The 24,699-nt window shown below is 62.2% G+C and carries 21 protein-coding genes and 2 pseudogenes; 12 read left to right on the top strand and 11 right to left on the bottom strand.

The genetic code is table 11. The features are described from left to right. Positions 1-7 precede the first annotated feature (7 nt). Entirely contained in the window at positions 8-637 is a 630-nt protein-coding gene (locus BKX98_RS09260; RefSeq protein WP_073707008.1) for a GntR family transcriptional regulator, read from the bottom strand. 32 nt (positions 638-669) lie between these two features. Between BKX98_RS09260 and BKX98_RS17325 the strand changes: the two genes are divergently transcribed. Continuing rightward, a complete protein-coding gene (locus BKX98_RS17325) occupies positions 670-804 on the top strand; it encodes a hypothetical protein (RefSeq protein ID WP_255372327.1) in 135 nt (44 codons plus the stop codon). Positions 805-946: 142 nt separating this feature from the next. Then, positions 947-1,501, top strand: a complete 555-nt coding sequence (locus tag BKX98_RS09255) for a type 1 glutamine amidotransferase domain-containing protein (RefSeq protein WP_083586724.1) — start codon at positions 947-949, stop codon at positions 1,499-1,501. Positions 1,502-1,857: 356 nt separating this feature from the next. Here BKX98_RS09255 and BKX98_RS09250 read toward each other — a convergent pair whose 3' ends face one another. The 3 genes from BKX98_RS09250 to BKX98_RS09240 all read right to left on the bottom strand — a co-directional run bounded on the left by BKX98_RS09250 (position 1,858) and on the right by BKX98_RS09240 (position 4,073). Further along, positions 1,858-2,325 (bottom strand): DUF4383 domain-containing protein, encoded by a 468-nt coding sequence (locus tag BKX98_RS09250; protein WP_073707006.1) that lies wholly within the window; start codon positions 2,323-2,325, stop codon positions 1,858-1,860. 154 nt (positions 2,326-2,479) lie between these two features. Continuing rightward, positions 2,480-3,178, bottom strand: coding sequence for a hypothetical protein (locus BKX98_RS09245; RefSeq protein ID WP_073707005.1), 699 nt, complete (start codon positions 3,176-3,178; stop codon positions 2,480-2,482). A gap of 178 nt (positions 3,179-3,356) precedes the next feature. Beyond that, positions 3,357-4,073, bottom strand: coding sequence for a YsnF/AvaK domain-containing protein (locus BKX98_RS09240; protein WP_073707004.1), 717 nt, complete (start codon positions 4,071-4,073; stop codon positions 3,357-3,359). A gap of 420 nt (positions 4,074-4,493) precedes the next feature. Here BKX98_RS09240 and BKX98_RS09235 point away from each other — a divergent pair, with 420 nt between their 5' ends. Continuing rightward, a complete protein-coding gene (locus BKX98_RS09235; protein WP_073707003.1) occupies positions 4,494-5,579 on the top strand; it encodes a YbdK family carboxylate-amine ligase in 1,086 nt (361 codons plus the stop codon). Further along, positions 5,551-6,195, top strand: coding sequence for an MFS transporter (locus BKX98_RS09230; RefSeq protein WP_073707002.1), 645 nt, complete (start codon positions 5,551-5,553; stop codon positions 6,193-6,195). The genes BKX98_RS09235 and BKX98_RS09230 overlap by 29 nt, the downstream gene beginning before the upstream one ends. A gap of 498 nt (positions 6,196-6,693) precedes the next feature. On the opposite strand, the gene BKX98_RS09225 is transcribed toward BKX98_RS09230, so the two are convergent. After that, complete coding sequence (locus BKX98_RS09225) at positions 6,694-7,524, bottom strand: hypothetical protein (RefSeq protein ID WP_143181082.1); 831 nt, start codon at positions 7,522-7,524, stop codon at positions 6,694-6,696. On the opposite strand from BKX98_RS09225, the pseudogene BKX98_RS17405 reads away from it, so the two are divergent. The 5 genes and pseudogenes from BKX98_RS17405 (at position 7,469) to BKX98_RS09195 (ending at position 14,917) form a co-directional block, all read left to right on the top strand. After that, positions 7,469-8,632 (top strand): annotated as a pseudogene (locus BKX98_RS17405) (ABC transporter ATP-binding protein/permease). The gene BKX98_RS09225 and the pseudogene BKX98_RS17405 sit on opposite strands and share 56 nt — an antisense overlap. Before the next feature lie 45 nt (positions 8,633-8,677). Then, complete coding sequence (locus tag BKX98_RS09210; RefSeq protein ID WP_143181081.1) at positions 8,678-10,291, top strand: amino acid ABC transporter ATP-binding/permease protein; 1,614 nt, start codon at positions 8,678-8,680, stop codon at positions 10,289-10,291. A 578-nt stretch (positions 10,292-10,869) separates the two neighbouring features. Beyond that, complete coding sequence (gene sbnA, locus BKX98_RS09205) at positions 10,870-11,877, top strand: 2,3-diaminopropionate biosynthesis protein SbnA (RefSeq protein WP_073706998.1); 1,008 nt, start codon at positions 10,870-10,872, stop codon at positions 11,875-11,877. Continuing rightward, on the top strand, positions 11,874-13,502 hold the full coding sequence (locus BKX98_RS09200) for an FAD/NAD(P)-binding protein (protein ID WP_083586723.1): 1,629 nt from the start codon (positions 11,874-11,876) through the stop codon (positions 13,500-13,502). Before sbnA ends, BKX98_RS09200 begins: the two co-directional genes overlap by 4 nt. Beyond that, entirely contained in the window at positions 13,445-14,917 is a 1,473-nt protein-coding gene (locus BKX98_RS09195; protein WP_198934357.1) for an alanine racemase, read from the top strand. The genes BKX98_RS09200 and BKX98_RS09195 overlap by 58 nt, the downstream gene beginning before the upstream one ends. Positions 14,918-15,069: 152 nt before the next feature. Here BKX98_RS09195 and BKX98_RS09190 read toward each other — a convergent pair whose 3' ends face one another. Genes BKX98_RS09190 through eat form a run of 5 tightly spaced genes read right to left on the bottom strand, consistent with a single transcriptional unit; the run spans position 15,070 to position 20,992 of the window. Then, positions 15,070-15,870: a 3-oxoacyl-ACP reductase gene (locus BKX98_RS09190; RefSeq protein ID WP_073706995.1), complete on the bottom strand. Its 801-nt coding sequence runs from the start codon at positions 15,868-15,870 to the stop codon at positions 15,070-15,072. 55 nt (positions 15,871-15,925) lie between these two features. Continuing rightward, on the bottom strand, positions 15,926-17,326 hold the full coding sequence (locus BKX98_RS09185) for an aldehyde dehydrogenase (protein ID WP_073706994.1): 1,401 nt from the start codon (positions 17,324-17,326) through the stop codon (positions 15,926-15,928). Then, complete coding sequence (locus BKX98_RS09180) at positions 17,323-18,093, bottom strand: gamma-glutamyl-gamma-aminobutyrate hydrolase family protein (protein WP_233125324.1); 771 nt, start codon at positions 18,091-18,093, stop codon at positions 17,323-17,325. The genes BKX98_RS09185 and BKX98_RS09180 overlap by 4 nt, the downstream gene beginning before the upstream one ends. Positions 18,094-18,112: 19 nt before the next feature. Then, entirely contained in the window at positions 18,113-19,504 is a 1,392-nt protein-coding gene (locus BKX98_RS09175; protein ID WP_198934356.1) for a glutamine synthetase family protein, read from the bottom strand. 51 nt (positions 19,505-19,555) lie between these two features. Then, positions 19,556-20,992, bottom strand: coding sequence for an ethanolamine permease (eat, locus tag BKX98_RS09170; protein ID WP_073706993.1), 1,437 nt, complete (start codon positions 20,990-20,992; stop codon positions 19,556-19,558). 174 nt (positions 20,993-21,166) lie between these two features. Here eat and BKX98_RS09165 point away from each other — a divergent pair, with 174 nt between their 5' ends. Together BKX98_RS09165 and BKX98_RS16660 are read left to right on the top strand one after the other, a co-directional pair. Next, on the top strand, positions 21,167-21,892 hold the full coding sequence (locus tag BKX98_RS09165; RefSeq protein WP_233125323.1) for a FadR/GntR family transcriptional regulator: 726 nt from the start codon (positions 21,167-21,169) through the stop codon (positions 21,890-21,892). 231 nt (positions 21,893-22,123) lie between these two features. Further along, a pseudogene (locus BKX98_RS16660) lies at positions 22,124-22,336 on the top strand (IS110 family transposase); the annotation flags it as partial. A gap of 17 nt (positions 22,337-22,353) precedes the next feature. Here the strand turns inward: BKX98_RS16660 and BKX98_RS09160 are convergent. Beyond that, entirely contained in the window at positions 22,354-24,021 is a 1,668-nt protein-coding gene (locus tag BKX98_RS09160; protein WP_073706991.1) for an alkaline phosphatase D family protein, read from the bottom strand. Between the two features lie 107 nt (positions 24,022-24,128). Between BKX98_RS09160 and BKX98_RS09155 the strand changes: the two genes are divergently transcribed. Further along, on the top strand, positions 24,129-24,575 hold the full coding sequence (locus BKX98_RS09155; RefSeq protein ID WP_083586722.1) for an SRPBCC family protein: 447 nt from the start codon (positions 24,129-24,131) through the stop codon (positions 24,573-24,575). Positions 24,576-24,699: the final 124 nt, after the last annotated feature.

Here is a 24,699-nt window from a genome sequence, read left to right as displayed (position 1 = left end):
TCTGGCGCTAGTGCATCAGGCTGGCGAACATCTTCAAGCGCAGCGCCTTGGCGGTGGACATATGCTTCTGGATGAGTTCGCTGGCCTTTGCGCTGTCGCGTTCGCGGACGTGATCCACGATGCGCTGGTGCTCGTCCAGCGATTCGGTCCAGCGCGAGCCGACGGACAGCGTGGATGATGGGGCATTGATCTGGTGGGTGGCCAGGCGCTCCAGCAGATCCTCGAGCACCGGATTGTGCGCTGCGCGCCAAAGCGCGCGGTGGAACTCGATGTTGGTGGCCAATCGGGTGGCATCATCCGGCTCGGCAAGCGCGCGGTCGCGGTCAACCAGGGCCTGCAGGCGCATCAGGTCCACTTCGGTGCGCACCGAGGCGGCTTCCTGGGCGGTCTGGCCTTCGAGCAGGATGCGCAGGTCATCGACCTGCATGATCTGCTCGGGGTCGGTTTCCTTGACGAAAAGTCCGCGGGCGCGGCGCTCTAGCAACCCTTCGTGCAGCAGGCGGGTCAGGGCTTCGCGCACCGGGGTGCGGGACACGCCAAAGCGTTCGGCCAAAGCAACCTCGCGCAGGGCGTCTCCGGGCTGGAATGCGCCTTGCAGCAAGTCGTTCTTGAGCTGGGCATGAACTGCGCCGTGCACTGACCGTGTCGGAAGGCGATATTGGAATCCTGGTGGACAGCTCCATCACGGTCATCCTCTACACCATCCTCGTGCTGGCCCTGGCATTCGCCGGCATCAAGCACATTTGCGAGAAGAAGGAGGCCAAAGCCCTGGCCGAGGAGCAGGGCCAGCCGGCCAACGCCTGAGCATCCTATGCCCTGCGCAGCAGGCCTTGCAGCAGGCAACGTACCCCATTCGCAGCCGGCAGCTGGATGCTTCCTGAGCGCGGCTTGCCTTCGTTGGTTGCGCAAAGCACAGTGGGCAGTGGTCGATGAAAGGAGCATGAATATGCCAGATCTAGCAGGCAAGAAAGTCCTTGCGGCAGTTTCCAACCGCGGAGTCGAGCAGGATGAGCTGAAGAAGCCAGTGGAGCACTTGCGCCAAGCCGGTGCTGAGGTGGTGATCGCGGCCCCAGAGGCCGGCCAGGTCAAGTCGCTGGTTGGCGATTGGGATCTGGGGGAGGTCTTCGAAGCCAGCGAAGCACTGGCGGCAGTGGACGAGCAGGATTTCGACCTGCTGCTGATCCCCGGCGGAACGCTGAATGCCGACAACCTCCGCTTGGACGCCGACGCCCAGCGCATTGCCAAGTCCTTTGCCGGTTCGGGCCGGCCGATCGCTTCCATCTGCCATGGGCCATGGCTGCTGGTGGAAACTGGATTGGCCAAGGACAAGACCTTGACCTCGTACACCTCGATCAAGACCGATGTGGTCAATGCCGGCGGCACCTGGAAGGACGAACAGGTTTTCCGCTGCCCGGCGAACGGCTACGTGCTGATTACCTCGCGTAATCCGGACGACCTCGACGCGTTCAGCAGTGCCATTGCCGAGGAGCTCAGCTCCTAGCAGTTGGCGGCCAGCCGGTCCAGCCGCCGTCCGAGCCAGCTTTCCGGACGGCGGCTTGGCTGTGCTGGGACCAGGGCCCGGCATCCAAGTTTTTGGTGATCCAAGGGCACGGAACCGCCGTCGAGGAAGATCTGAGTATTGAAATCCTCCCGCAAACAGCAGGTGAGTTCCGCTGCGCCTGCTGGAAATCCGGCGACAGCGAACTCGCTTGGATTCCTGGGATTCCCGGTGTCTGGCGGTCTCGGCTTTTCGAACCGTTGCGTGTAGCGAAGGCGCTGAGGGCTTTGCCATGAACTGCATTGACGAAGCGGGCACCCCGCATGCCGGGGTGCCCGCTTCGGCAATTCATCGTCTGGTCATGCCGCGTACGGGTCCCGAGGCTGTCCGGCCGCCTTGCGGGAGAGGAACAATCCCAAGGCAATCATGAGCGCACCGAGCCCGAGATGCAGCCAGTTATCTGCATCATTCAGGGGAATGAAGTTGGCGGCACTGTCGAAATCAATGACCAGCCCGTAGACCCACAAGACCAGGTAGATGATTCCGCCGCCGATGAGGTAGCTGCGGGCAGCAGGCACGGTCCGAGCCATCAGGTAGCCGGCGACACCGAAGAGCAGATGCACGGCATTGTGCAGGTACGAGACCTGGAAGATTCCCAGCAGCTTGGCCTCGGAGTGGTGGCCGGCACCTGAGAGCGATGCGTAGTTGGTGGTGATTCCCGGAATGAATCCGAGGACTCCGACCAGGAAGAACACGATGCCGACCGCTAATGCGGCCTTTTGCACCAGCGGACGTGTTGCTATGACAGGATCTTTTGGATGTTCCATGATCTTGCTCCTTCATTCTGGCTGTTGCGATCGGAAGGAAACGTTGGCCAGGCATGCTGGCCGCCGTCATGCAAGCCACGCTAGGGGATTGCCGACTGGATGGCACGCGAATCTTCCAGTACCTAGGGAACGTCCAGAATCGGTGGTGCGCAGATCACTGGTGCCGCGGTGCGTGATCCTCGCTCTTCGCTTCGTCTTGCGTCTGGAGGAAGAACGCGCCGAGTGAACCTGCCAAGGTAGCGAACACCACCACGGAGTAGCTCGCCAAGATCAGCTGCAGGGCTTTGGAGAACGTATCCGTGCTGGTGATCCCGGAGCCGGTAATCGTTGCCATGGCGGTCTCGTACAGTGCCGAAGAATAGTCGCTGGTCGATTCCATCGCGTAGAGCAGTTGGCTGGAGGCAAGGATGACCACGGCGGTCACCGCAGCCAGCCAGCCGATGCGGCCGCTGAGCAACCTGCCTGCGGAGCGCGAACCGCGGACCCCTGCCGAGAGGATGCCGCTCACCCGGGCGGCACGGCCCACCCGCAGCAGGCGGGAGGCCTGGAAAGCGCGCAGAAAACGTAAGAAAGGGAACAGAAGGAACAGCACCTGCCACCAGTTGCGGCGCCAGAAATCAGCTTGGGACCTGGCGATGATCGCCCGCAAGGCGAATTCAGCAGCGAAGATTGCCCAGAAAATCCATCCTGCGATGGCCAGCGTCCGGGTCCAGAACGGGTCGGTCACCAGCAACTGCCCGAGAACCACAAAGACGAAGATCACGCCGAGCATCCCCATGGGACGGTCCAGGCGCGTGGCAAGCAGCTCGGCCTGTTCCCACCGGTAGATCCGGTGTCCTTTTTGCTTCGCCATGGTGCTTGCCTCCTTGGATCCCGAATCTAATCGGGTGCGGCAATGGATTCGAGGGCAACGGCGGATACCCAGCATGCTTCCGGAAAACGGATCGGGGCGGAACCCGGCACCCGCCTGATTCCGCCCCGATCACCGCTGCGTGCAGGTTCAGCTCCTGCGCTAAGCCAGCGCGCCGGCGCTAGCGGGTCTGCCGGCCGCCTTCCCAGCCCTCGGCTTGCGCCTGTTCCATGCGCAATTGCGCTTCGCGGCGCTCTTCCTCGGTGATTGCTTCCTCTTCCAGGCTGACTCGCTCGACCGGATCAACAGCCTTCTTTGCAGCGGGGCGTTCCTCGTCCAAGGCCACCTTCTGCTCGTCCCCAGCCAGTTCGCCGCTTGTGCCGGCGGCTGCGGCATCCGTGATGGGCTCGCGCTCATGCCGCGCTTCCCCATGGCTTAACGGCACGGTTGTTGCCGCATCCCGGGTGACCACGTGCTTTCGCAGGCGCACTTTGCCGGTTTCCACGTCTTCCCGCGAATACTCGGCGCGGGCATCGGTGTCCGGGACGCCCGGCTGCACGGCGGCCTGGTCCGCTTCATGATAGGACAGGCTGTAGTAGTGGTAGAGCTCCTGCTCCTGCTCTGGCGTGAGCTGGCCCTCGGGGTCGATGTTCGGGGCGTCCTTGACGGTCTGCTTGTCATAGGGCACCGAGAGCGTATCGCCTGCGACGGTCGCCTGGCTGAGCGGGACGAAGCTCTCGGAGAGGCCGAAGAGTCCGGTGCGGACCGTCGCCCATTCCGGTTGCCCGCTGCGGTCATCAAGGAAAATCTGGCCGAATTTGCCGATCTTCTGGCCGTCGGGGCCAATGACGGTGCCGCCAATTGCGCTGAGTTCCTGAAGCTGTTCTGTGCTGATCATGGCTCTGTCCTCCTGCTGCGTTCGACTTCGGATCAATCCAGTAATCTCGATCCGGCTGGCCAGTAGCCGGCCGGGTGAAGCTGCGCCTCCAAATGGGCGTGACGGCCCGCAACTCTGCGTCTTGCGGTGCTTTGCCGAGCCGCGGTGAATCGATCGTCGCACACTACGCAAGCGCCCGCGCCGGGGCTTGTACTTGCATGGCCGCAAGCTCGGTAGCAGCTGTGAAAAGCAGGCAGCAGGTGCCCGGGGCAGCCATCGGGCGTAGGGCCAGGAGGGTGAACGGGTGCCTGTGGACAGCCGCGTGCGTCGCTGCGGCGAAGCTGGAAAATCGCTGGGCTTCGTGCCTGGAACGGCCGTCCCGGCTAGCTGCGGTCTAATGTTCAGTTCGTACTGCTGCCCAAGGAAGGCGAACCAGCATCCATGAATAGGACCTTTGGGATCGAGGAGGAATTCTTCCTCGTGGATCCGGCAACTGCCGCCCCGGTGCCGATGCCCGATCCGCTCAGCTCCCAGCTGCTTGGCCTGGAACTGCCGGGCACCACGGTCCACCGTGAACTGCTGGCCAGCCAGCTGGAAATCGTCACCGGAATCTGCGCCTCCGCGGGCGAAGCCCTGGAAGCGCTGGTGCGGCGACGCGCCGCCATTGAGCGGATATGCCGCGAACACCAGGTGCTTCCCTTTGCTTCTGGAACGGCGCTGCAGCTGCCGAGCGCTACGGACTTCACCAAGGGCCAGCGCTACGCAACCATCCACGAGTTCGTCCCGGGGATCGCCCGCGAGCATTTCATCAACGGACTGCACATCCATGTGCATATCCCGGATGCCGAAGCCGGAGTCCGGGCGCTGAATGCCTTGCGCGGCTGGTTGCCGCTGATTGCGGGAATTGGCGCGAACTCTCCCATCTGGAACGGGGAACTGACGGGTTTCGCGTCATGGCGGACGGTGCACTACCGCAGATGGTCTGCGACAGGCATTCCGCCGGCTTTTGCGACAGTGCATGAATACCAGCAGCGGGTGGAGGACATGATTGCTTCCGGGTCGCTGCTCGATCCGGGCCACATTAGCTGGGTCGCCCGCTTGTCGGTGAACCATCCGACCATTGAAGTCCGCGCTGCGGACACGCAGATGACAGCCGGCGAATCCGTGGCCCTGGCCCTGCTCATCCGGGCCATTGTGGATACCGCCTCGGAAACTGACGGCTCTGCCGTCACGGCAGCATCCGAAGTGCTTGACCTGGGCCTGTGGCAAGCGGCGAAATCGGGAGTGGATGGCACTTATTTCGATAGCGAATCCAGGACCTCCGTGCCTGTCAAGGCCGTGATCCAGCGGGTGCTCGACTATACGGGCCGGGCATTGCATCGCAATGGCGATGAACAGTTCGTAGCCAATTTCCTGGACTCGCTCGCCACTTTCGGAAATGGAGCCACGCGCCAACTCGAGAGCTGGAACCAGGGCGGTGCGAAGCAGGTAGCCGCTGATGCCGCCAAGCTGTTCGCGCAAGCCTGACAAGTACGGCCGCCGAGCGGTACTGATCGTCACACTGGTCCTGGTGGGCCTGCTGCCCACCTACGCAACCATCGGCGTGTGGGCTCCGATTCTCTTGATCTTCCTGCGCATCGTCCAGGGCTTCTCCGCCGGTGGCGAGTGGGGCGGCGCGGCATTGATGGCAGTTGAACACGCACCTGATGATGCCCGCGGCAAGTTCGGCGCCTTCCCACAGCTCGGGGTTCCGGCAGGCATGCTGCTGGCCTCCGCGGTCAGCGCGATCATTGCCGCTGTGGTCACCCCGGAGCAATTCAACGCCTGGGGCTGGAGCACGTCGTTCCTGCTCAGCTCCGTGCTGATCCTCATCGGCTACTGCATCCGCCGGCACGTGGAGGAGTACCCGGTCTTCGAGGAAATGGCCAAGACGAAGCAAACCGAGCAAACCGAGCAGACCGAGTCAGCCCCGCTGTCCACGCTGTTCAGCAAGCATCCGAAGAAGGTCATTCAGGCCACCTTGGTTTTCATGAGAAACAACACGGCAGGCTACATGCTCACCGGCGGTTTCATCCTGGGCTACGCGACAAACAAGCTGGGACTGCAAGCCGGAGACCTTCTGAGCATCATCACCATCGGCTGAGTGCTGCTGCTGGTCTGGATCTTCCCGCTGTTCCTGCTCATCGAGACCCGGAACCTGGTCTGGGTTAGCGTGTCCCTGGTGGTCTTCGGCGCGTTCTTAGGCTTCTCCTATGGCCCGTTGCCAGCGCTGTATGCAGAGTTTTTCCCGGCCCGCATCCGCTTGAGCGGTTCTTCGATCAGCTATGCCCTGGGCTCGGTGGTTGACGGCGCATTTGCTCCGACCATTGCCGTGGCGCTGGTGGGCAAGTTTGATGCCACTGTTGCGGTCTCCACGTACCTGTCCATCTGGGTGGGCGCTTCGCTGATCGCGACGCTGACTTTGAAGGACCGCACCGGTGCGAATTCGTATCCGCATGACCGGGCAGGCAGCGGCGAACGGGCGAGGATGCAGGGCCGGAACAACAGCGAATGGCTGTGGCGCCCGGCGCCTGCGCACCGCACGGAGGCTGGGCCGTCCAGCCCGGGCCGAACGTATTGCCAACCTCAATGCGCTATGCGGCTAGCCCACATGCACCCATGGTCGGCGTTGCAGATTAGGTTCTGCTTCGCGCAGGACCTCACGGGTCAGCGGAGCGATTTCTCCTTGTCCAAGGAAGATGAACTTGGCCAGGTTCAGCAATGGATTGCCTTCGGTCCAGCGGAAGTAGATATGCGGCATGACCTCATACTGGTCCCGGATGGCCATGGACAATGCGGCAATGGCTGTTGATACCGAAGGCGCGGTTGCTTCAAGTACCCATTGGCTATGCCGGGTGACGCCGCGAACGTCAATGTCCTGCGCAAAATCGGAGTAATCGCTGACCCGGACTTCCAGGAAGACCACAGGTGCATGCACGGGAATGTGGCTGGCGAGAATCGCATGCTCGTGTTTATGCACGTAGCGTTCCTTGGACGTGTTCACCGGTTCGTGGGCGATCAGGCGAATCAGGCCAGCGCTGGTGGCCTGCTGGATGATGTTCTGCGCTTGGGTGTCGAACATGACCGAGGTGGCTCGAAGCTCAGTGGAGCGGCGGAACCTCGACAGCAGCGACACCAGGAGAACTGCGGCAATGAAGAAGGCCGCAATTTTCAGGCCGTCCGGGCGTTCAACGCGGTTCGCGATGGTGGTGTAGATGAACACCAAGCTGACACAGGAAAAGAGAATCGTCTTGCCTCGTTCACGCTGTCGACGAGCAGAAATCGTTACCGCTATCGCCGCGGAACTCACGAGAACCAGCACGCCGGTGGCATAGGCAGCGCCCTGCGCATCAACGCTTGCCTCGAAATGAACCGTGATGCCCAGGGCTACCAGGACGACCACGAGTACCAGCGGGCGCACCGCGCGTTTCACCAGGCTGTCCTCCGCCTATGTCGAGGCCCTGCAGAACATCGAGCTGCTGCGCGCCTTCGGGGCCGCCGAGCGCCAGGCGGCCCGCTTCGCGCGGGAAGCTGACGGCCTGGCGGACTGCACCATGCGCCAGCTGCGCCTGTCCCTGGTCGACACCGCGCTGGGCGCGTTGGCCATGCAGCTTGGCACCGTGCTGGGCTCTCTGGCCGCCGGGCCCGCTGGGCCGCTGGGCACGGCGCCTGCGGTCATGGTGCTGCTGCTCGCCCGGGAGTGTTTCCGCCCGGTGCAGGACCTGGGCACCTACTGGCATGCCGGCTATCTCGGCCTCACCGCGGTTGACGGGCTCGACCGGCTACTCGGCGCGCAACCGATGGGCGAAGGCCGCCACAACCAACCAGCCACGACCGGATCCATCGAGGTCCAGGGCGTGTCCTACCTGTATCCCGGGGCTTCCACGGGCCTTGCCGGGTGCACCTTCCATGTCGCGCCGGGCCAGACCTTGGCGATGATCGGGCCGTCGGGCTCGGGAAAGAGCACCCTGGCACGGCTGCTGGAACGATATATCGATCCGGACGCGGGCACCATCCGCATCGGCGGCACCGACCTGCGGGACTTCACCGCGCCGGTCAGGGCGCGCAGCGTGGTGGTGCTCCCGCAGGATCCGGTGCTCTTCGCCTGGACCGTGGCCGAGAACCTGCGGCTGTACCGGCCCGAGGCGAGCAACGCCGAGCTGGAAGCCGCCGCGCGCACCGCGCGCATCGACGAAGCCATCACCGCCCTTCCCTAGGGGTATGGCACCGTGCTTGCGGAGAACGGCGAGCAGCTTTCCGGCGGCCAGCGGCAACGGCTCGCGATTGCCCGTGCGCTGCTCTCGCCTGCCCCGGTGCTCGTGCTCGACGAGGCCACGTCCGCGCTCGACCCCGGCACCGAGCGGCAAGTGGTCGATTCCCTCGCCGAAGCCACCGGTGGCCGCACGGTCATCATCATCGCCCACCGCGCCTCGGCCTGCGCCCATGCCACCGGCTGGATGGCGCTGCGTGGCGGCCGGATCGCCGCCACCGGCACCGGGGCACCCGCCGATGGCGCCCTATCGAGGAGGCAAACCCCATGAGGACGATGCTGCGCCTGCTGCCGCTCATCGCCACGCGGCGGGGCCTTGTTCATCGAGACCGTCGCGTGGAGCGCTGCCACCCAGGCCGCGGTGCTCGGGATCGCCCTGGGCCTGGCCTGGATGGGCGGGCAGCTGCTGGCCGGCCAGGACTTCCCGATCGCCCCCGCCGGGGTCGCCCTGGCCGGATTGGCGATCTTCGCCGCGCTGGCCGCATGGCGGGAATCCTGGGTGTCCCACGACCTCGCCTACCGGCTGATCGCCACGCTGCGCGGCCGCGTCTTCGATGTGCTGCGCCGTTCGCTGCCCGCCCGCACCGATTACCGGCGCACCGGGGACCTGTCAGCCACCGTGGTCGCGGATATCGGGACCCTGGAATGGCTCTATGCCCACACCGCCGCCCAGGCGCTCAGCGCACTGCTGGTGCTGGGCATCAGCACCGCCGTCTCGCTGCTTCTGAGCCCGCTGCTGCTGGTGTGGATCCCGCTGCTGCTCATCGGCGCCATCGTCCCGTGGCTCACCGCCCGCCGCGCCCGGCAGGACGGCACGCTGCTGGCGCAGGGGTCCGCCGCCCTCCGCTCGGAATTGCTCGATACGCTGCGCGGCCTGCGTGAACTGGCCGGCTCCGGGGCGCTTCAGCAGCAGCTGGACCGGCTTAGCGGCAGGACCCGCAAGCTGGCGCGCACCCAGCTGCGCGAGGCACCCCGGCTCGGGGCCGAACGCGGCATCAGCGACGCCGCCCACGCCCTCGCGGCCCTGGGCTGCATCCTCATCATCCTCCTGGACCGCACCGCGATCGCGCCGCAGGACATCCCGCTGGCCATCACCGTGGCGGTCGCCGGCCTCGGGCCGGCAGCCCAGATCGCCGACCTGCTGCGCAACGCCGGCACGCTCAGTGCCGCCACCGAACGCATCACCGGCGTCCTCGAGCACCCGCCCTCCATCCGGGGCACCGGCAGCTGGAGCTCCGGCGGACTAGTGCAGGAGCCCGGGTTGGTGTTCGATGGCGTCGGCTTCGCCTACGCCGATGGCCGCCGTGTCCTCGACGGGTTCTCGATGCGTGTCAGCCCAGGGGAGATCGTTGCACTCACCGGGGCCTCGGGCGCGGGCAAGACCACCGCCGCCCGTCTTGCGCTGCGCATCTGGGATCCGGATGAGGGGAGCATCCGGATCGACGGCGCTGATCTGCGCGGGCTGCCCGACGCGGACCTGCGCCGGCTGGTCTCCGCCGTGCCGCAGTCCTCGCCGTTGCTGCGAGGCACGATCCGCTCGAATATCACCCTCGGCAACCCTGGCGCCACCGATGCCGCAGTCCGCCAGGCCGCATCCGCAGCCGGCCTGCTCGATTCTGCTGCAGGGATCCCGGGCGGGCTGGATACCCCGGTGGGCGAGCACGGGAGCGGCCTGTCGGGAGGCCAGCGGGCCCGGGTTGCGATCGCGCGGGCCTTGCTGGGGAACCCGCGCGTGCTCATCCTCGATGAACCAACCGCTTCGCTCGATCCGGATGCCGACAACGCCGTCATGGATATCCTGAGGCAATCCCGGGACCGTGCGATTCTCCTGGTCGCCCATCGTCCCGCGACAATTGCCCAAGCCCACCGCACGGTCCAGCTGGGCAGCGACGGGCGGGTGCAGGACCTTTCTCCGCTCGGCGGCAGATGAGCCGCTGCGCTCGTCGGAGAGGGGCAATATTCGAAGCTGGGATCGGTGCCCAAGCAGCTCTCCTGGTCTTCTGCCGGGGCCTCGCACAGTGATTAGGGGAGCTTCGGTACCCGGAGGAACTCCGTTTGGGCGGGCTGGTTGGTGCAGGCCTGGGCTTCGGTTCGCCGGAAACCCGCGCCAGGTGCGAGACCGCATTTGAAACGGTATGGCGGGGATTGCTGGCAGTCCCATCCCACTGGATTCTCCCTGTGCTGCGTGATGCTTCCTGGAGGATTAGGTTGTCCCGGAAGCGTCCCGCAATGCTGGAGTCCTTCAAAGCCGGGTAGCTGAATCTGCTGGCGGCGCATCCAGGGTTGCGCGGTTGCGCGGTTGCTCTGTTGCTCTGTTGGTTCCATGTCCGGCAAATATCCGGCGACACTCGCTGGGAACTCCAGTGAATTCGCTTTGAGCCTGCCAAGGAATCCTTGAATATCCTAGGCAGTTCGGCATTGCGCACTTAGACTTGCCGAAAATGCGATGAAATGGATTAAATCCCTAATCGCGCATGAAGAGCAGTTTTCCGTAATTGCCACACCTGAATGCGAGCGACGAACATGGATAGTGCAGGAACTCTTAGCCCGTTCAATTCCCCTGTCGTGACATTGGAACGCCTTTTCGACAGTCCGGATATCGAAATATTTGCCAAATTGGATTTGCTGCAGCTCTCGGGCAGCACCAAGGAACGCACTGCAGGAAGCCTGATTGAATCCTTTATGGAATCCGGCCAGCTGCAGCCCGGAGGGATGGTCATCGAATCAACCTCCGGCAACCTGGGTATCGCCTTGTCTCGGCAATGCGTGGTGCGGGGCATCAAATTCGTGGCAGTAGTCGACGAGAACGCCAACAAATCCGCCTTGGACATCATGCGCGCTTATGGGGCCGCCGTTGAGTTGGTAGTCAACCAGCCCGATGGGAACAAGCTGGCTGCCCGCCGGCAGCGGGTGCAGCAGCTACTGGCCCAGAACCCGGGCGCAGTGACCACCAATCAGTACGGGTCCCCTGATAATCCCAAGGCGCATTACTCATCCACCATGCCCGAAATCGTGGACGCGCTGGACGGAAAAGTGGATATGCTCTTTGTCGCGACCAGCACCACGGGCACAATTCTCGGATGCCAGAAGTACATCCGGGAGCATGGCTTGAACACCAAGCTGGTCGCCGTGGACGCATTGGGATCCGTGCTCTTTGGCGGAGAATCCGGGAACCGCCGCTTGCCCGGTTTGGGAGCAGGCATCGTTCCGGAGCTGGCCTTGCAGGCCGAACCCGATCATGTGTTCCGCATCCGCGAGATTGACATGGTTCGCGGCTGCCGAATGCTTGCCCAGCGTGAGGGAATCCTGGCTGGCGCGTCTACCGGTGCCATCGTTTCCGCCATGAGCCAGATGCTGCCGGAGATTCCTGCAGGTTCGCGGGTAGCCTTCCTGGTCCACGACTCCGGAGTTCCTTATCTGCATAGCGTCTATGACGATGATTGGGTACGCGAGACCTTGGGCGAAGAACCCGAGGCAGACGGCACGGCGAACCTTGTAGACCAGCAGGTGCGATGACACGCATTGCAATGATCGGCGGTGGGCCGAAGTGCTTATATGCGTTGCTTGAACTCAACGATTCGCTGCCTCCGCATCTAGCCGGAGAATTACAAGTGGATGTTTATGATCCCTACCCGCCCGGGGCCGGGCGAGTATGGAACACCGCGCAACCGAGGGAACTGAAACTCAACGTCAACCCGCGCATTATCGACGCGTCCTCCAACTTGTGTTCCCAGGATTTCAACCGATGGCAGGAGGCAAGGAATATTGCTTCAGCTGATGGATCTTTCCCTGCCCGCGCGCTGGTTGGGGAATACCTGCGTGAGCAGTTCGAACGGCTTGCAGAACACGGGTCCCTGCCAGTTGCCCATCGTTCTTGCGTAGTCGACGGAGTGGCGCGAAAGGGCCCGCACTGGGAGGTCCGTACCGTGCACGGTACAGAACTCTATGACGAGGTAGTTCTTGCTACCGGGCATGGCTTGGGCGGCTATCGGGCAGAGGATTCACCGCGCGGTTCAATATCGGCTGCAGCGTTGACCGTAGAACATGACCAGGCTGAAGACGATACTGTGCTGGCCGGAAGCAAGGTTGTGATCAAGGGAGCCGCGCTGACTGCCTACGATGTCGTGTTGCGATTAACCGAGGGACGCGGGGGACGCTGGGAGACCACAACTTCAGATGGTTTGGAATTCCTGCGCTATATTCCAAGCGGAGAAGAACCTGTTTCCATAACCATGACATCTCGCAGCGGCATTCCCATGACACCCAAGCCCAACACCCGACCTGCCAGCGTAGACGAAGTCCTTGATGGCTATCGAGATCAGGTGCGCCAGTGGGGGATCGAACGCCATGGAACGGCAACAGGTGGAAAGCTTCTGCATCCGGGGTTGGATGAGCTGTGGCAGATCCTGCTGTCCTGTGCGATGGAATGCGCCAAAGCCAGCGGTTCGGAGACTGACCAGGATGCCTTGTGGAAGACCTTGCGGGATGGAAAATTGGAACAGATGGCAGAGAGGACATCCGCTGCCGAAGAGCTACGTGCCAGTGTGCGCATCAATCATGGCTTGGCGGCTCCCAGCACACAGTGGGTATGGGGAACCGTTTGGTCGGGTCTGTATCCGCAGCTGGTTGACGCGCTGACGCGGATCAGCTGGAATGCGGATGAGCGAGAGCAATTCAAGACCCTTGCCGCGAATCTTGAGCGGATGGCCTTCGGCCCGCCTGAACCTACGGCCCTGAAGCTGCTGGCGCTCTTCGAGGACGGGCTATTGCACCACGAGCAATCCGATTTATCGGTTTTTGCTGGAGCAGCCCTCACGATAGATGCTGTCACCGCGCCTGCCGGGGTGCTCTATGCCTCGTCCTCTGGAGGTGACAGCGCGTCCAGCTTGTTCAGCGATCTACTCGCCGAGGGCGAGGTGCAAGTTCGGGCAGGGGAGCGTGGACTGCTCACTGATACCGACGGCACTTGCCTGGACTCAACTGGCGAACGCAACGAGTCCCTCACGGCACTAGGCCGTCCAACAGAAGACCCCACGTTGGGTCATGACACCTTGAATCGTGGCTTGCACCTTGAATACCGAGGTTGGGCACGTCGCATAGCGCGGCAGGTGGCCGCCTCCCAACAGAAAGTAGCCCAGTGACTCAACCCCTGATGCACGGAACCATTCCGTTGACGGCACGGCTCGAACCTTGGATGGATTCCCTGATTGCAGATCCCAAGCTCTGCCAGGAGCTGATCAAGCAGTACGGTTCTCCATTGAATCTGCATGATTACTCTTCGATGAGCCGGAACATCGCTGAGCTGCGGGAGGCAGCAGATGAGCACGGGATTGATTTCGAGATTTATCTGGCACGCAAAGCCAACAAGACCCTCGGAGCAATTGACCATGCTGTAGCCGAAGGCTGCGGAATTGATGTGGCCAGTTTCAATGAGCTGGACCAGTGCCTCAAGCGGGGAGTGCCAGCGGATCGGATCATTGTCACCGCGGCAGTGAAATCCGTGGCCCTGCTGAGGCTTGCGGTGGAACATGGTGTCGTTCTGAGCCTGGACAACTTGGATGAGACGGCAGAGCTGCAAGCGATTGTGCAGGAGTCCGGGAAACCTGCTGCCGTCGCACTGCGCCTGGCATCGGATAACCCATCCATCCCGCCGACGCGATTCGGTTTGCGGGCTGGAGAATGGCTCACTTTCCTGGATCAAGCGGATAAGCCTGAAACCCTCAAAGTTGAAGGAATCCACTTCCATCTCAACGGATATGACGGTGGGCAACGAGCGCAACTGGCCTTGGAAGCGCTGGCGCTGATCGATGCGCTGCGGGACCGCGGGCACGACCCAAGCTTTGTGGATATGGGCGGAGGCATTCCGATGTCCTACCTGGATGACGGAAAGCAATGGGCAGGGTTCTGGGAAGCGCTCGCCGAACTCCCCGAGGGCGATGAGTCATTGACTTGGAAATCAGATCGTCTGGGAGCCACGGGGCCTGAAGCCAGTATCGCTCTGTACCCGTACCACCAGAAACTGATCCGCGGCGAATGGTTGCGGAAAGTTCTGGCAACAGAAGAAACCACTACTCGAAGGACCGTCGCACAGATGCTTATCGAGCGGGGGATCCAGCTTCGCTGCGAACCGGGGCGTTCACTTTTGGATGGGTGCGGACTGACGCTTGCTGAAGTGGCCTTCGTCAAGAACCGCAGCGATGGAGCACCATTGGTTGGCCTGCATATGAATAGAACCCAATGCCGTTCAACTTCCGCCGACTTCTTGCTGGATCCGTTGCTGATTCCCACAGGGCCGAAAGTGCAGGATCGGGCGCCATACGAAGGATTCCTGGTGGGTGCCTATTGCATTGAAGAAGAATTGATCCTGCGCAGGCGGTTCGAGTTCCCGGCAGGTGTGGCCAAGGGAGATCTCGTCGCTTTCCCGAATACCGGCGGGTACTTGATGCACATTATCGAGAGCGCTTCGCACCAGTTGCCGTTGGCGAAGAACCTCGTCATTGATGGCGTTGATTGGATCCTCGACGGCATCGATACTGCTGACTTGCTCGTGGGGTAAAGGCACCGTGCTGACAGCCGGCTAGAACTGGCTGATCCCGCGCCACAGGCAATCCGCCGGGAATAGTGACAGGAAAGCCCCGAAAGCAAAAACACTCCCCTGTATGTAGGCGAATGCCAGATCCAGGGGAGTGCTTGAGTGGGTCCTATCCCTTACAGCGGGGTCACGTAGGCTCCAGCGATGCCGCCGTCCACCAGGAACTGGCTCGCGGTGATGAAGGAGGAATCGTCGGAGGCAAGGAAGGCTACCGAGGCCGCCAGTTCATCCGGTTCTGCGAACCGACCAAGCGGCACATGCACCAAGCGGCGCGCGGCGCGCTCCGGGTCCTTGGCGAAGAGCTCCTTTAGCAGCGGGGTATTTACCGGGCCGGGGCAAAGCGCATTGACCCGGATGCCCTGCCGGGCGAACTCGACACCGAGTTCGCGGCTCATGGACAGCACCCCGCCCTTGGAAGCCGAGTAGCTGATCTGGCTAGTCGCCGCACCCATGACAGCGACGAAGGAAGCGGTGTTGATGATGGAGCCCCGGCCCTGTTCCTGCATGTACGGCAGCACGTGCTTACAGCAGTAGTACACGCTGGTCAGGTTGACCTCCTGGACCTTGCGCCAGGCGTCGATGCCGGTATCCAGGATGGAAGCGTCGTCTGCCGGGGAAATCCCCGCGTTGTTGAATGCGATATCCACCGAACCGTAGGTCGACTTGGCTGTGGCGAACAAGTTCTTGACGTCTTCCTCATTGGTAACATCGGTGCGGACGAAAAGCCCGCCGACTTCTTCGGCGGCTTTCTGGCCGATCTCCTCGGCGCAGATATCGCCAATGACCACCTTGGCGCCTTCATGGGCCAAGCGCTTGGCGGTGGCCAGGCCGATGCCGGAGGCGCCGCCAGTAATAGTGGCGACTCGTCCGGCAAGCCGATTGGTGACCAAGCCGTTGTACGGGGCAGTTTCGCTCATTTGATGGTTCTCCTTGCTAGTGATTTGTTTTAGTTGGATGATGCTTTGCGGTAAATCAGCTTTCGGTGTCAATGAAGACGTTCTTGACCTCGCTGAAGGCTTCGAGGGCATCTGGTCCCAGCTCGCGGCCGAGTCCGGATTTCTTGTAGCCGCCGAAAGGAGTGGAATAGCGCACCGAGGAATGGGAGTTCACCGACAGGTTCCCGGCCTCGACCGCGCGGGCCACGCGCAGGGCACGGCCCACATCCCGTGTCCAGATGGATCCGGAGAGCCCGTACTCCGAGTCATTGGCAATGCGGATGGCATCGGCCTCGTCCTCGAATGGGATCACCGCGACGATCGGGCCGAAAATCTCTTCGCGCAGGATCCGGTCCTGCGAATCTTCGGGAACCACGACCGTAGGCGGGAACCAGAAGCCCTCGCCCGGGGGAACCTTGCCCTGGTAGGCGATATCCTTGCGGCGATTTCCCTGCTCATCGAGCAGGAAGGAAGACACCGTCTGCAATTGCTTGGCGGAGACCAAAGGGCCCATCACCGTAGCTTCGTCGCTCGGATCCCCGACAGTAACCGCCGCGACAGCCTGGGTGAATCGCTCCATGAACACATCCAGAACGCTGCGCTGCACCAGGATCCGGGAGCGGGCGCAGCAGTCCTGTCCGGCATTGTCGAAGACACCGCCCGGTGCCTGGGCGGCTGCCTTGTCGAGGTCGGCATCGGCGAAGATGATATTGGCGCTCTTGCCGCCCAGCTCCAGGGTGACACGCTTCAGCTGGTCCGCGCATCCGCGCATGATGCCCTGGCCCACTTGGGTGGAACCGGTGAAAACAACTTTGCGGACGTCAGGATGGGTGACAAAGCGCTCGCCGACTACCGAGCCCTTGCCCGGGATGACGGTGAAGACACCCTCGGGGATACCGGCCTCGCGGGCCAACTCGCCCAGGCGGATGGCGGTCAAGGGTGTCAGTTCCGCTGGCTTGAGCACGACAGTATTGCCCGCAGCCAGTGCTGGGGCGAACCCCCACCCCGCGATCGGCATGGGGAAATTCCATGGAACGATGATCCCAACGACACCCAGCGGTTCGTGGAAGGTAACGTTCACTCCGCCTGCGACGGGAATCTGCTTGCCGAAGTTCCGTTCCGGGGCTGCTGCGTAGTAGTTCAGCACATCCCTGACGTTTCCGGCCTCCCAGCGGGCGTTGCCGATGGTGTGCCCGGCATTGAGCACTTCCAGCTGGGCCAGATTCTCCAGATCGCGGTCTACTGCGGCCGCGAATCTGCGCAGCAGCGCGGCGCGCTCAGCAGGAGCGACCTGGCTCCAGGCGGGAAAAGCCTCGGAGGCCCGGGCAATTGCGGCATCCGCCTCCGCGGTATCAGCCAGCGCGACATCCTGGACTGCTTGCCCCGTCGCCGGGTTGATCACGGTAAAGGTGTCTTTCACTGCGGTATCAGTGCTCATAGCGCTTCCCGTGGTGTCGAAATAGATTTGCTGGTGGCGTAGTCATGCGCAGCCTGGACGAAAGCCTGCATGAGCCGGATGTCTTCCAAGTTCTCTTCCGGGTGGAATTGCGTGCCCAGAACCCAGCCTCGGGCCTGCGGCATTTCAACGATTTCCACCGTCCCGTCGCTGGCGCGGGCGGTGACCTCCAGACCTTTGGCTACCTCCTGCAGGGACTGGTGGTGGTAGCACGGAGCGCTGGCCTGGTTGCCCAGGATCTGCTCCGCCAGAGAACCATGCGCGGTGGTGAAATCCACTGTGCCGAAGACGCCGGGAGCTGGCTGGTACTTTTCGGCAGCATCCGGAAGCAGATCGGGCAGGTGCTGGTTCAGGGTTCCGCCTTGCTGCACGTTGAGCACTTGGGCGCCACGGCAGATGGCGAACAGCGGAACGGCCCGCTCCAGCGCGGCGGCGGCCAAAGCCATGTCGTGCAGGTCCCGCTCCGGCTGTGCCGCCGTGCGCGGGTGCGGTTGATGCCCGTAGTTAGCAGGATCCACATCCACGCCGCCGATGACTATCAGCCCATCCAGGACGTCCAAGACGGAGGCGTCGGTGGCAACCGGTGGCAGGAGCATTGGCGTACCACCGGCCGCAACCACTGACTTGATGTACTTGCCTGGGACAATGGCCGCGGTTCTTTCCCAGACACCCCATTTGGCTTCCTGCCAGTAGGTGGTCAGCCCGATGCGCGGCCTGCGCTGCGTTGCTGGGTCCGATGGATAGTTCACTTGTAGTTGTCCTTCGTGATCAGTGGCGTTCGAAACCACGGGAAACTTCCCAGTCGGTGACCGCGGTGTTGAACTGCTCGATTTCCACGTCCGCGTAGCGGGTGTAGTGTTCCACTACTTCCTTGCCGAAGATTTCTAAAGCGATTTCCGAGTTCGCGAAGAGCTCTCGGGCCTCGGCCATGGTTTGGGGCACATGCTGGGATCCGGAGTCGTAGGCGCTTCCGGTCACCATCTCGGGCAGTTCAAGCTTCTTCTCCATGCCATAGAGACCGGCCGCCAGCATGGCGGCCATGGCCAGGTACGGGTTGGCGTCCGCTCCTGGCAGGCGGTTCTCCATGCGCGCGCCGTATCCCTTGCCTACCAGCCGGACCGCGCAGCTGCGGTTGTCCAGGCCCCAGGCAACTGCGGTAGGTGCGAAGGACCCCTTGGCGAATCGCTTGTAGGAGTTGATATTCGGGGCGTAGAACAGGGTGAACTCCCGCATCGTGGCCAAGACTCCGGCGATGAAGTGGTTGTACATTTCCGTGCGTTCTCCGCGGGCTTCGTCCCAGAAGGCCAGCGAGCCATCAAGCTTGCGCAGCGACATGTGGATGTGGCAGCTGGAACCTTCGCGCTGGTTGGGCTTGGCCATGAAGGTGATGGATTGCCCGCGCTGCGAGGCCATGTGCTTGGCCGAGAGCTTGTAGAAGGTGTGGTTATCGCCTGTGGTGACCACGTCGTCGTATTTGAAAGCGATCTCGTGCTGCCCGAAGTTGCACTCGCCCTTGGCCGATTCGACGATCATACCCGATTCGTACATGGCGTTGCGGATATCGCGCAGTAGCGGTTCGACGCGCATTGAGCCCAGGATCGAGTAGTCGACGTTGTGCTGGTTGGCAGGGGTGAGGTCCCGGTAGCCGCGCTGCTGCGCATCTTCGTAGGAGTCGTTGAAGATCAAGAACTCCAGTTCCGTACCTGCCATGGCGCGCAAGCCCAACGCAGCGGCTTTCTCCTGCTGCGCCTTGAGCAGGGACCGCGGGGCCACTGGAACCGGACGTCCGTCCGTGGTGGCCAAGTCGGTCTGGATCAGCGCCGTGCGTTCCAAGTACGGAACTGGGCGGATGGTGTCGTAATCCAGCGCGAACTCCATGTCGCCGTAGCCGGTGTCCCAGCTGGTCAGCGAATAGCCTTCCACGGTGTTCATTTCGGTATCCACTGCCAACAGGTAGTTACAAGCTTCGGTGCCGTGATTCAGCACGGTGTCCAGGAAGAACTGGGCATGGACGATTTTTCCCTGGAGCCGGCCCTGCATGTCGGTGAAGGCGAGAATGACCGAATCATAGACTCCGGTGCGGATGCCCTCGGTCAACTGTTCAACGCTTAGCATGCGTTCGTTCTTGGAGGCCTTGACGAGTTCTTGGATGTCTTGCATGGAGAATGTTCCTTCGATTGTCGGGGATTGGTTCTGTGGCCTGGGACCGGTTTACTTCAGGGCATTTTCTTCGGACTCCAGGATGGCGAATTCTTCTTCGGGCGCGCTGGCAACCAGGCGATGCCGGCTATAGAACCAGAAGTACGCGAGTGCCAGGACGAAGACTCCTGCGGTGATTCCTGCGGCGAGGATGTCCACGACGAATGTTGCGATGAGGGCAATGACAGCCAGCACCAGCGCAATGGAAGTGGTGACGATACCGCCCGGGGTGCGATACCCGCGGGGCAGGTCGGGTTCCTTGATCCGCAAGACAATGTGGCTCAGATTCAGCAGCACGTAGGAGACGGTGGCGCCGAAGACTGCGATATTGATCAGCTGGTCGCCATTGCGGATGACTGCTGCCAGGATGAATCCGATGGTGCCTGGAACCAGCAGGGCCACCCATGGTGTATGGCGGGAGCCGGTCAGCGAGAGAACCCGGGGCAAGTAGCCGGCACGGGACAAGGCGAACAGCTGCCGGGAGTAGGCATAGACGATAGAGAAGAAGCTGGCCACCAATCCTGCCAGGCCCGCATAGTTCACGAAGTTCGCCAGCGCTGAATTCTGCCCGTAGGCTTCGCGCAGCGCCTCGGGAAGTGGGGAACCGGAGACGCTCATGGCTTCGGCTCCCGCGACTCCGGGCACCAGGATGAGCATGGCAGCACCGGAGAAGACCAGGAAGATTACTGCGGTAATGATGCCCTTGGGCATATCGCGTTTCGGGTCTTGCGATTCCTCGGCGGCCAGTGGGACCCCCTCTACTGCGAGGAAGAACCAGATGCCGAAGACCAGCGCGGCAAGGGTTCCGGAAATGCCGAACGGCATGAAGGCTGAGGAGCCGGCCGAACCGTCTGGCACGATGTCGAAGAGGTTGCTTGGCTCAAAGTGCGGTATCAGGCCAAAGACGGTGACTACCAGCGCCACAATGGCGATAGCGGTGATGCCGAACATCAGCTTGAGTGCTTCGCCTACGCCCCACATATGGATGCCGATGAAAACAATGTAGGTGATCAGGTAGACGGGCCACGAATTGGTCATCCCGAACAGGCCGAGGGCCTCGATGTAGCCGCCGATGAAGGTGGCGATAGCGGCAGGGGCCACGGCGTACTCGATGAGCACTGCCATGCCGGTGGCGAAACCGCCCAGTGGTCCCATGGCCCTGCGGGCGAAGCCGTAGCCCGCACCGGCTGTGGGTAGCGTCGAGGACATTTCTGCCAGGCCGAACACCATGCAGGTGTACATGATGCCCATCAGCACGAAGGCAATGAGCAATCCGCCCCAGCCGCCAGCGGCCAAGCCGAGATTCCAGCCTGAAAAATCACCGGAAATGACGTAGGCAATACCCAAGCCGGCAAGCAGGATCCAACCTGCGGCGCCTTTCTTGAGCTGCCTATGTCGTAGATAGTCTTTGTCGACCGATGCGTAGTCGATGTGTGAATTCTTGGTCATGTGAGCTTCCTCGGTCCATGAGTCCTGAATCTAATGGACTGAAATCAGTCCTTTGCATGCGCTCAACTGTGGCAGGGGTCACGGAGTAAAGTCAATAGGTTAGTTTGAAAATTGAGCTGGTAAGAGAAAATGAAAGGTGTTTTCTTGAACCAAATTGTGTGCCATTCTTAGATCATGGCCGAAACTAAACCATTGGATTCCCGGGATGGGATGAGGTTCCTTGGGCAAGTGCGCCGGGGAAACGTCTTCGAGGAGACCCTCGGGCAACTGTTGCGCGCCATGAGGCTAGGCGTCTTCCCGCCCGGCGAAAAATTGCCTGCGGAGAGGGAGCTTGCCGAGGCCCTGGGTGTTTCACGAGCTACATTGCGCGACTCATTGGCGGAATTGCAGAGCGCAGGCTACTTGCAGGTCCAGCGAGGTCGCTACGGTGGAACGGTTGTTGCTGCTCATCCGAAGTCGCATGAGAATCCATTGGATGATTCGGACCGTGCACGCATTGAGGATGTGCTTGCATTCAGGTCGGTCGTGGAACCTGCCGCAGCTGAATTGGCCGCGGGGGCATCGCTCACTGCAACCCAGCGAAATAATTTGATGCTGGCGCACGAAGCCGTCAATTCGGCCGACGCGACGAACTACCGGCCGCTGGATGCCCGGCTCCATGTCATGATCGCCGATTTGTCAGCTTCGAGCATGCTGGCAAAAGCGGTTGCAGAGGCGCGCGACGCAACCAGCGAGCTGCTGGATCGGATTCCGTTCCTGAAGCCGAATATCGCGCACTCCAGCCGCCAGCACGAGGACATCTTGAACGCCATCCTCCGCGGCGATGGAGCCAGCGCAAAGAAGCTGATGCAAGAACATCTTGATGGCACTGCGACTCTCTTGCGCGGTTTCTTGGACTAATTGTTGCAACTGTGCGGCAGTTGCGAAGTTCTGGATTTTTGCCTTGAGGTCGCCTCGGGATCCGTGATCGTTCTACGCAGTAATGCGTTCCATGCATGGATTTGCCGAAAAGCGATGAAATGAATCGATTCCCTGTTTCACATGAAAATCAGTTCTGCTGGATCTAATACTCCTGGAGGCGAGCAATGACTAAAGAAAGCGCAGGAACTCTTAGCCCTTCAATTCACCCGTCGTATCGATGCGAAGCTAAAGAAACATGGAGCTCAACGGCATAGCGCATAGGCGGCGGCCATGATGGATGCGTTAGACGAGCAAAGCGTCATTACTAACGGTACCGATGCAATCGGGTTAGTCATTCCGCCGATGGTTCGGCAGCTGTTTTTCTTGCACGCCAAGCGTGCTGACGTCGCCACTCACCTCGAAGCCATGGTGGAGACCCACCCCGATACCTGACGGTCGCGTCATTTCTCGCGCGGTTCGATCGCTGCCACTACGACGGTTTCCAGCCTTGGGTGCAGGTGGTCTCCGTGCTCAACCACCCCCGTGACCCAGCTGACCACCAGCCCGTCTTCGGTGTCCTGAAGGATGGCTAGGTTGTTGTCGAACCACGGCCCCTTGATGCCGTTCCATCGAAAAGGCGGGTCTGGCACATGTGCCCTGCGCGCCATCCAAGCCCCGAACGGAACGGCCGGCCCCAAGGCCAAGGCTGCGGCAAAGTAGCGCATCAACCGGGGCAGTGGGTTGCGGATGGGCGAACACACAGCTTGCAGGATCCTGCTCCCGTTCTCGCGCTCGACTTCGGAAACGTAGGAGAAGTGCACGTCGCCGGAGAGGAACGTGACGGACTGCGGAGCGGGGCCGCGCTGCCCATCGGCGACCTCGGTGGACCACCGGGCCACGTCCTGGAAGCTTTGTTGGAACGCCGCCCAATGCTCAAGGTCCACGGCCCGGCGCAGTCGTTCCCCGAGCCACGCCCGGACCTGGCCGCGTTCCCCTGAGGAGTAGACCTCGTTCCACGCTTCCACATGATGCAGGCCCATGGGCAGCAGGAAGGGCAATGAGGTAGCGACCAGCAGGTGGCGGAATCCGCCTTGCATCTGCTCGTCGAGCCACGCATTTTCCGGTGGATCGAGCAGGGCACGCGCTTCGGTGTCGAGGGTGCGGGAGGCACGGGAGTCCACCACGATCAGCCGCACCGTATCCCAGTCGCGGCAGTAGCTCCAGCGGTATTCTTCCGGTGCAGCATCGACGCGCTCGGCGAACCGGTCCAAGTCGGCAGTGATGTCCAATTCGTCGAGGCCGGTGTGGGCCGCGATGCGTTGCCACAGTGGATCTGCAGCCCGCTCGTCGGCGGAGAGATTGCCGAGGTGCTGATAGATCCAATATGAGCCGAGGCCCGCAACAATGCGTTCGTGCCACCAGCTGGTCTGCTCCATGTCCTGCTTCCAACTGCGCGAGGAGTTCCAATCGTCGCGGATGTCGTGGTCGTCGAAGATCATGGCGCTGGGCAGGGTGGAAAGAAGCCAGCGGTTGGCCGGGTCCGACCAAGCCAACCGGTACAGGTGGGCGTATTCCGCGAAGTCCTTCAGCTCAGCCCCGGGTTCGTCCCTGATATCGCGCCGGCTGCGGATGAACTCGCGCATCTGGTCACTGGTGGAGTCCGCATAAACCTGATCGCCGAGGAAGAGCATCAAATCCGGCCAGGGTCCGTGCGCCGGGCCCGCCATGGACAGGGCATAGGCGCGCATCGCGTCAACACCGTGCTTGCGGTTGCCCGCCGCGTCGTGCGGGATGCTGGTGCGGCAGGACCCGAAGGCCAGCCGTGGATTCTTGGCGGGGTCGATGGTGGCGATCATGGAATCGGGGAAGCCATCCTCGCGCGGCCAGATCGCTGTCCCCTGAAGATGCACGCTGTAGGGATTGACGCTTCCAACCTCCAGCCCCGTCACCTCAACTAACGCATAGTGGTGGCCGTGGGCACCAAAAGTCGGCGCACTCCATGTGCTTTCACCGCAACGGATCTCGACGGTGCCAGACCGAGCTGTCTCCACCCAGATACTGGCGGAGGTGGCATCCACGTGGCGGAGCATCGGGCCAAGTACAAGGTCCTGATCGTTTCGGTGGCTCATCGATTTCCCTTCCTGATGGTGCAGGTCAACCAAGAATGGCACAATAACATCGTTGCGGATAGGCCCGGCTGCCGGGCACGGGATCAGATGCTGCCTAGGATGGGCTGATGAGTCCATCCCCGTATCTGCAAACCCGCCGCCGCTTCGTGGCTGCCGCGCCCCGAGAGATCTTCGAACTGCTCAGGGATCCGGCCATGCACCCGGTCATCGACGGCTCCGGAACGGTGCGGTCCTCGAACGCGAAGGGAAGTAAGCTCAACCTGGGCAGCGAGTTCGGCATGCAGATGCGTCTGGGTGTCCCCTACCGGATCAGCAATACCGTGGTGGAATTCGAGCAAGACCGGCAGATCGCCTGGCGGCACTTCAGCGGGCATCGGTGGCGCTACGAGCTGGAAGCTGTCGGGTCAGGGACGCTGGTCAGCGAAACCTGGGACGCGAGCCGGGTGCGGCACCAATGGCTGCTGAGGCTGATGGGCTTCACCCGGAGCACCGGGCCCAATATGGAACGCACCCTGGAACGGCTGACCGCGCAGTTCCTCGACGCCACCGGGTAAGGGCCTTTTGCCCTGAGCAGCTCGTCGATGACGAGTGTGCCTTGCCGAGTCGCCGGATGGGCGCAGCACGACAGGCTGAATGCCGCAGCTGGTCTTTCAAGCGTGTTTGGACGCGGTGAAACCA

The sequence above is a fragment of the Glutamicibacter sp. 0426 genome (assembly GCF_001906485.1).
In the GTDB taxonomy this organism is placed as follows: domain Bacteria; phylum Actinomycetota; class Actinomycetes; order Actinomycetales; family Micrococcaceae; genus Glutamicibacter; species Glutamicibacter nicotianae.
Note: the sequence above shows the minus strand (reverse complement) of the source record. Positions and strands in the feature narration are given on the sequence as shown.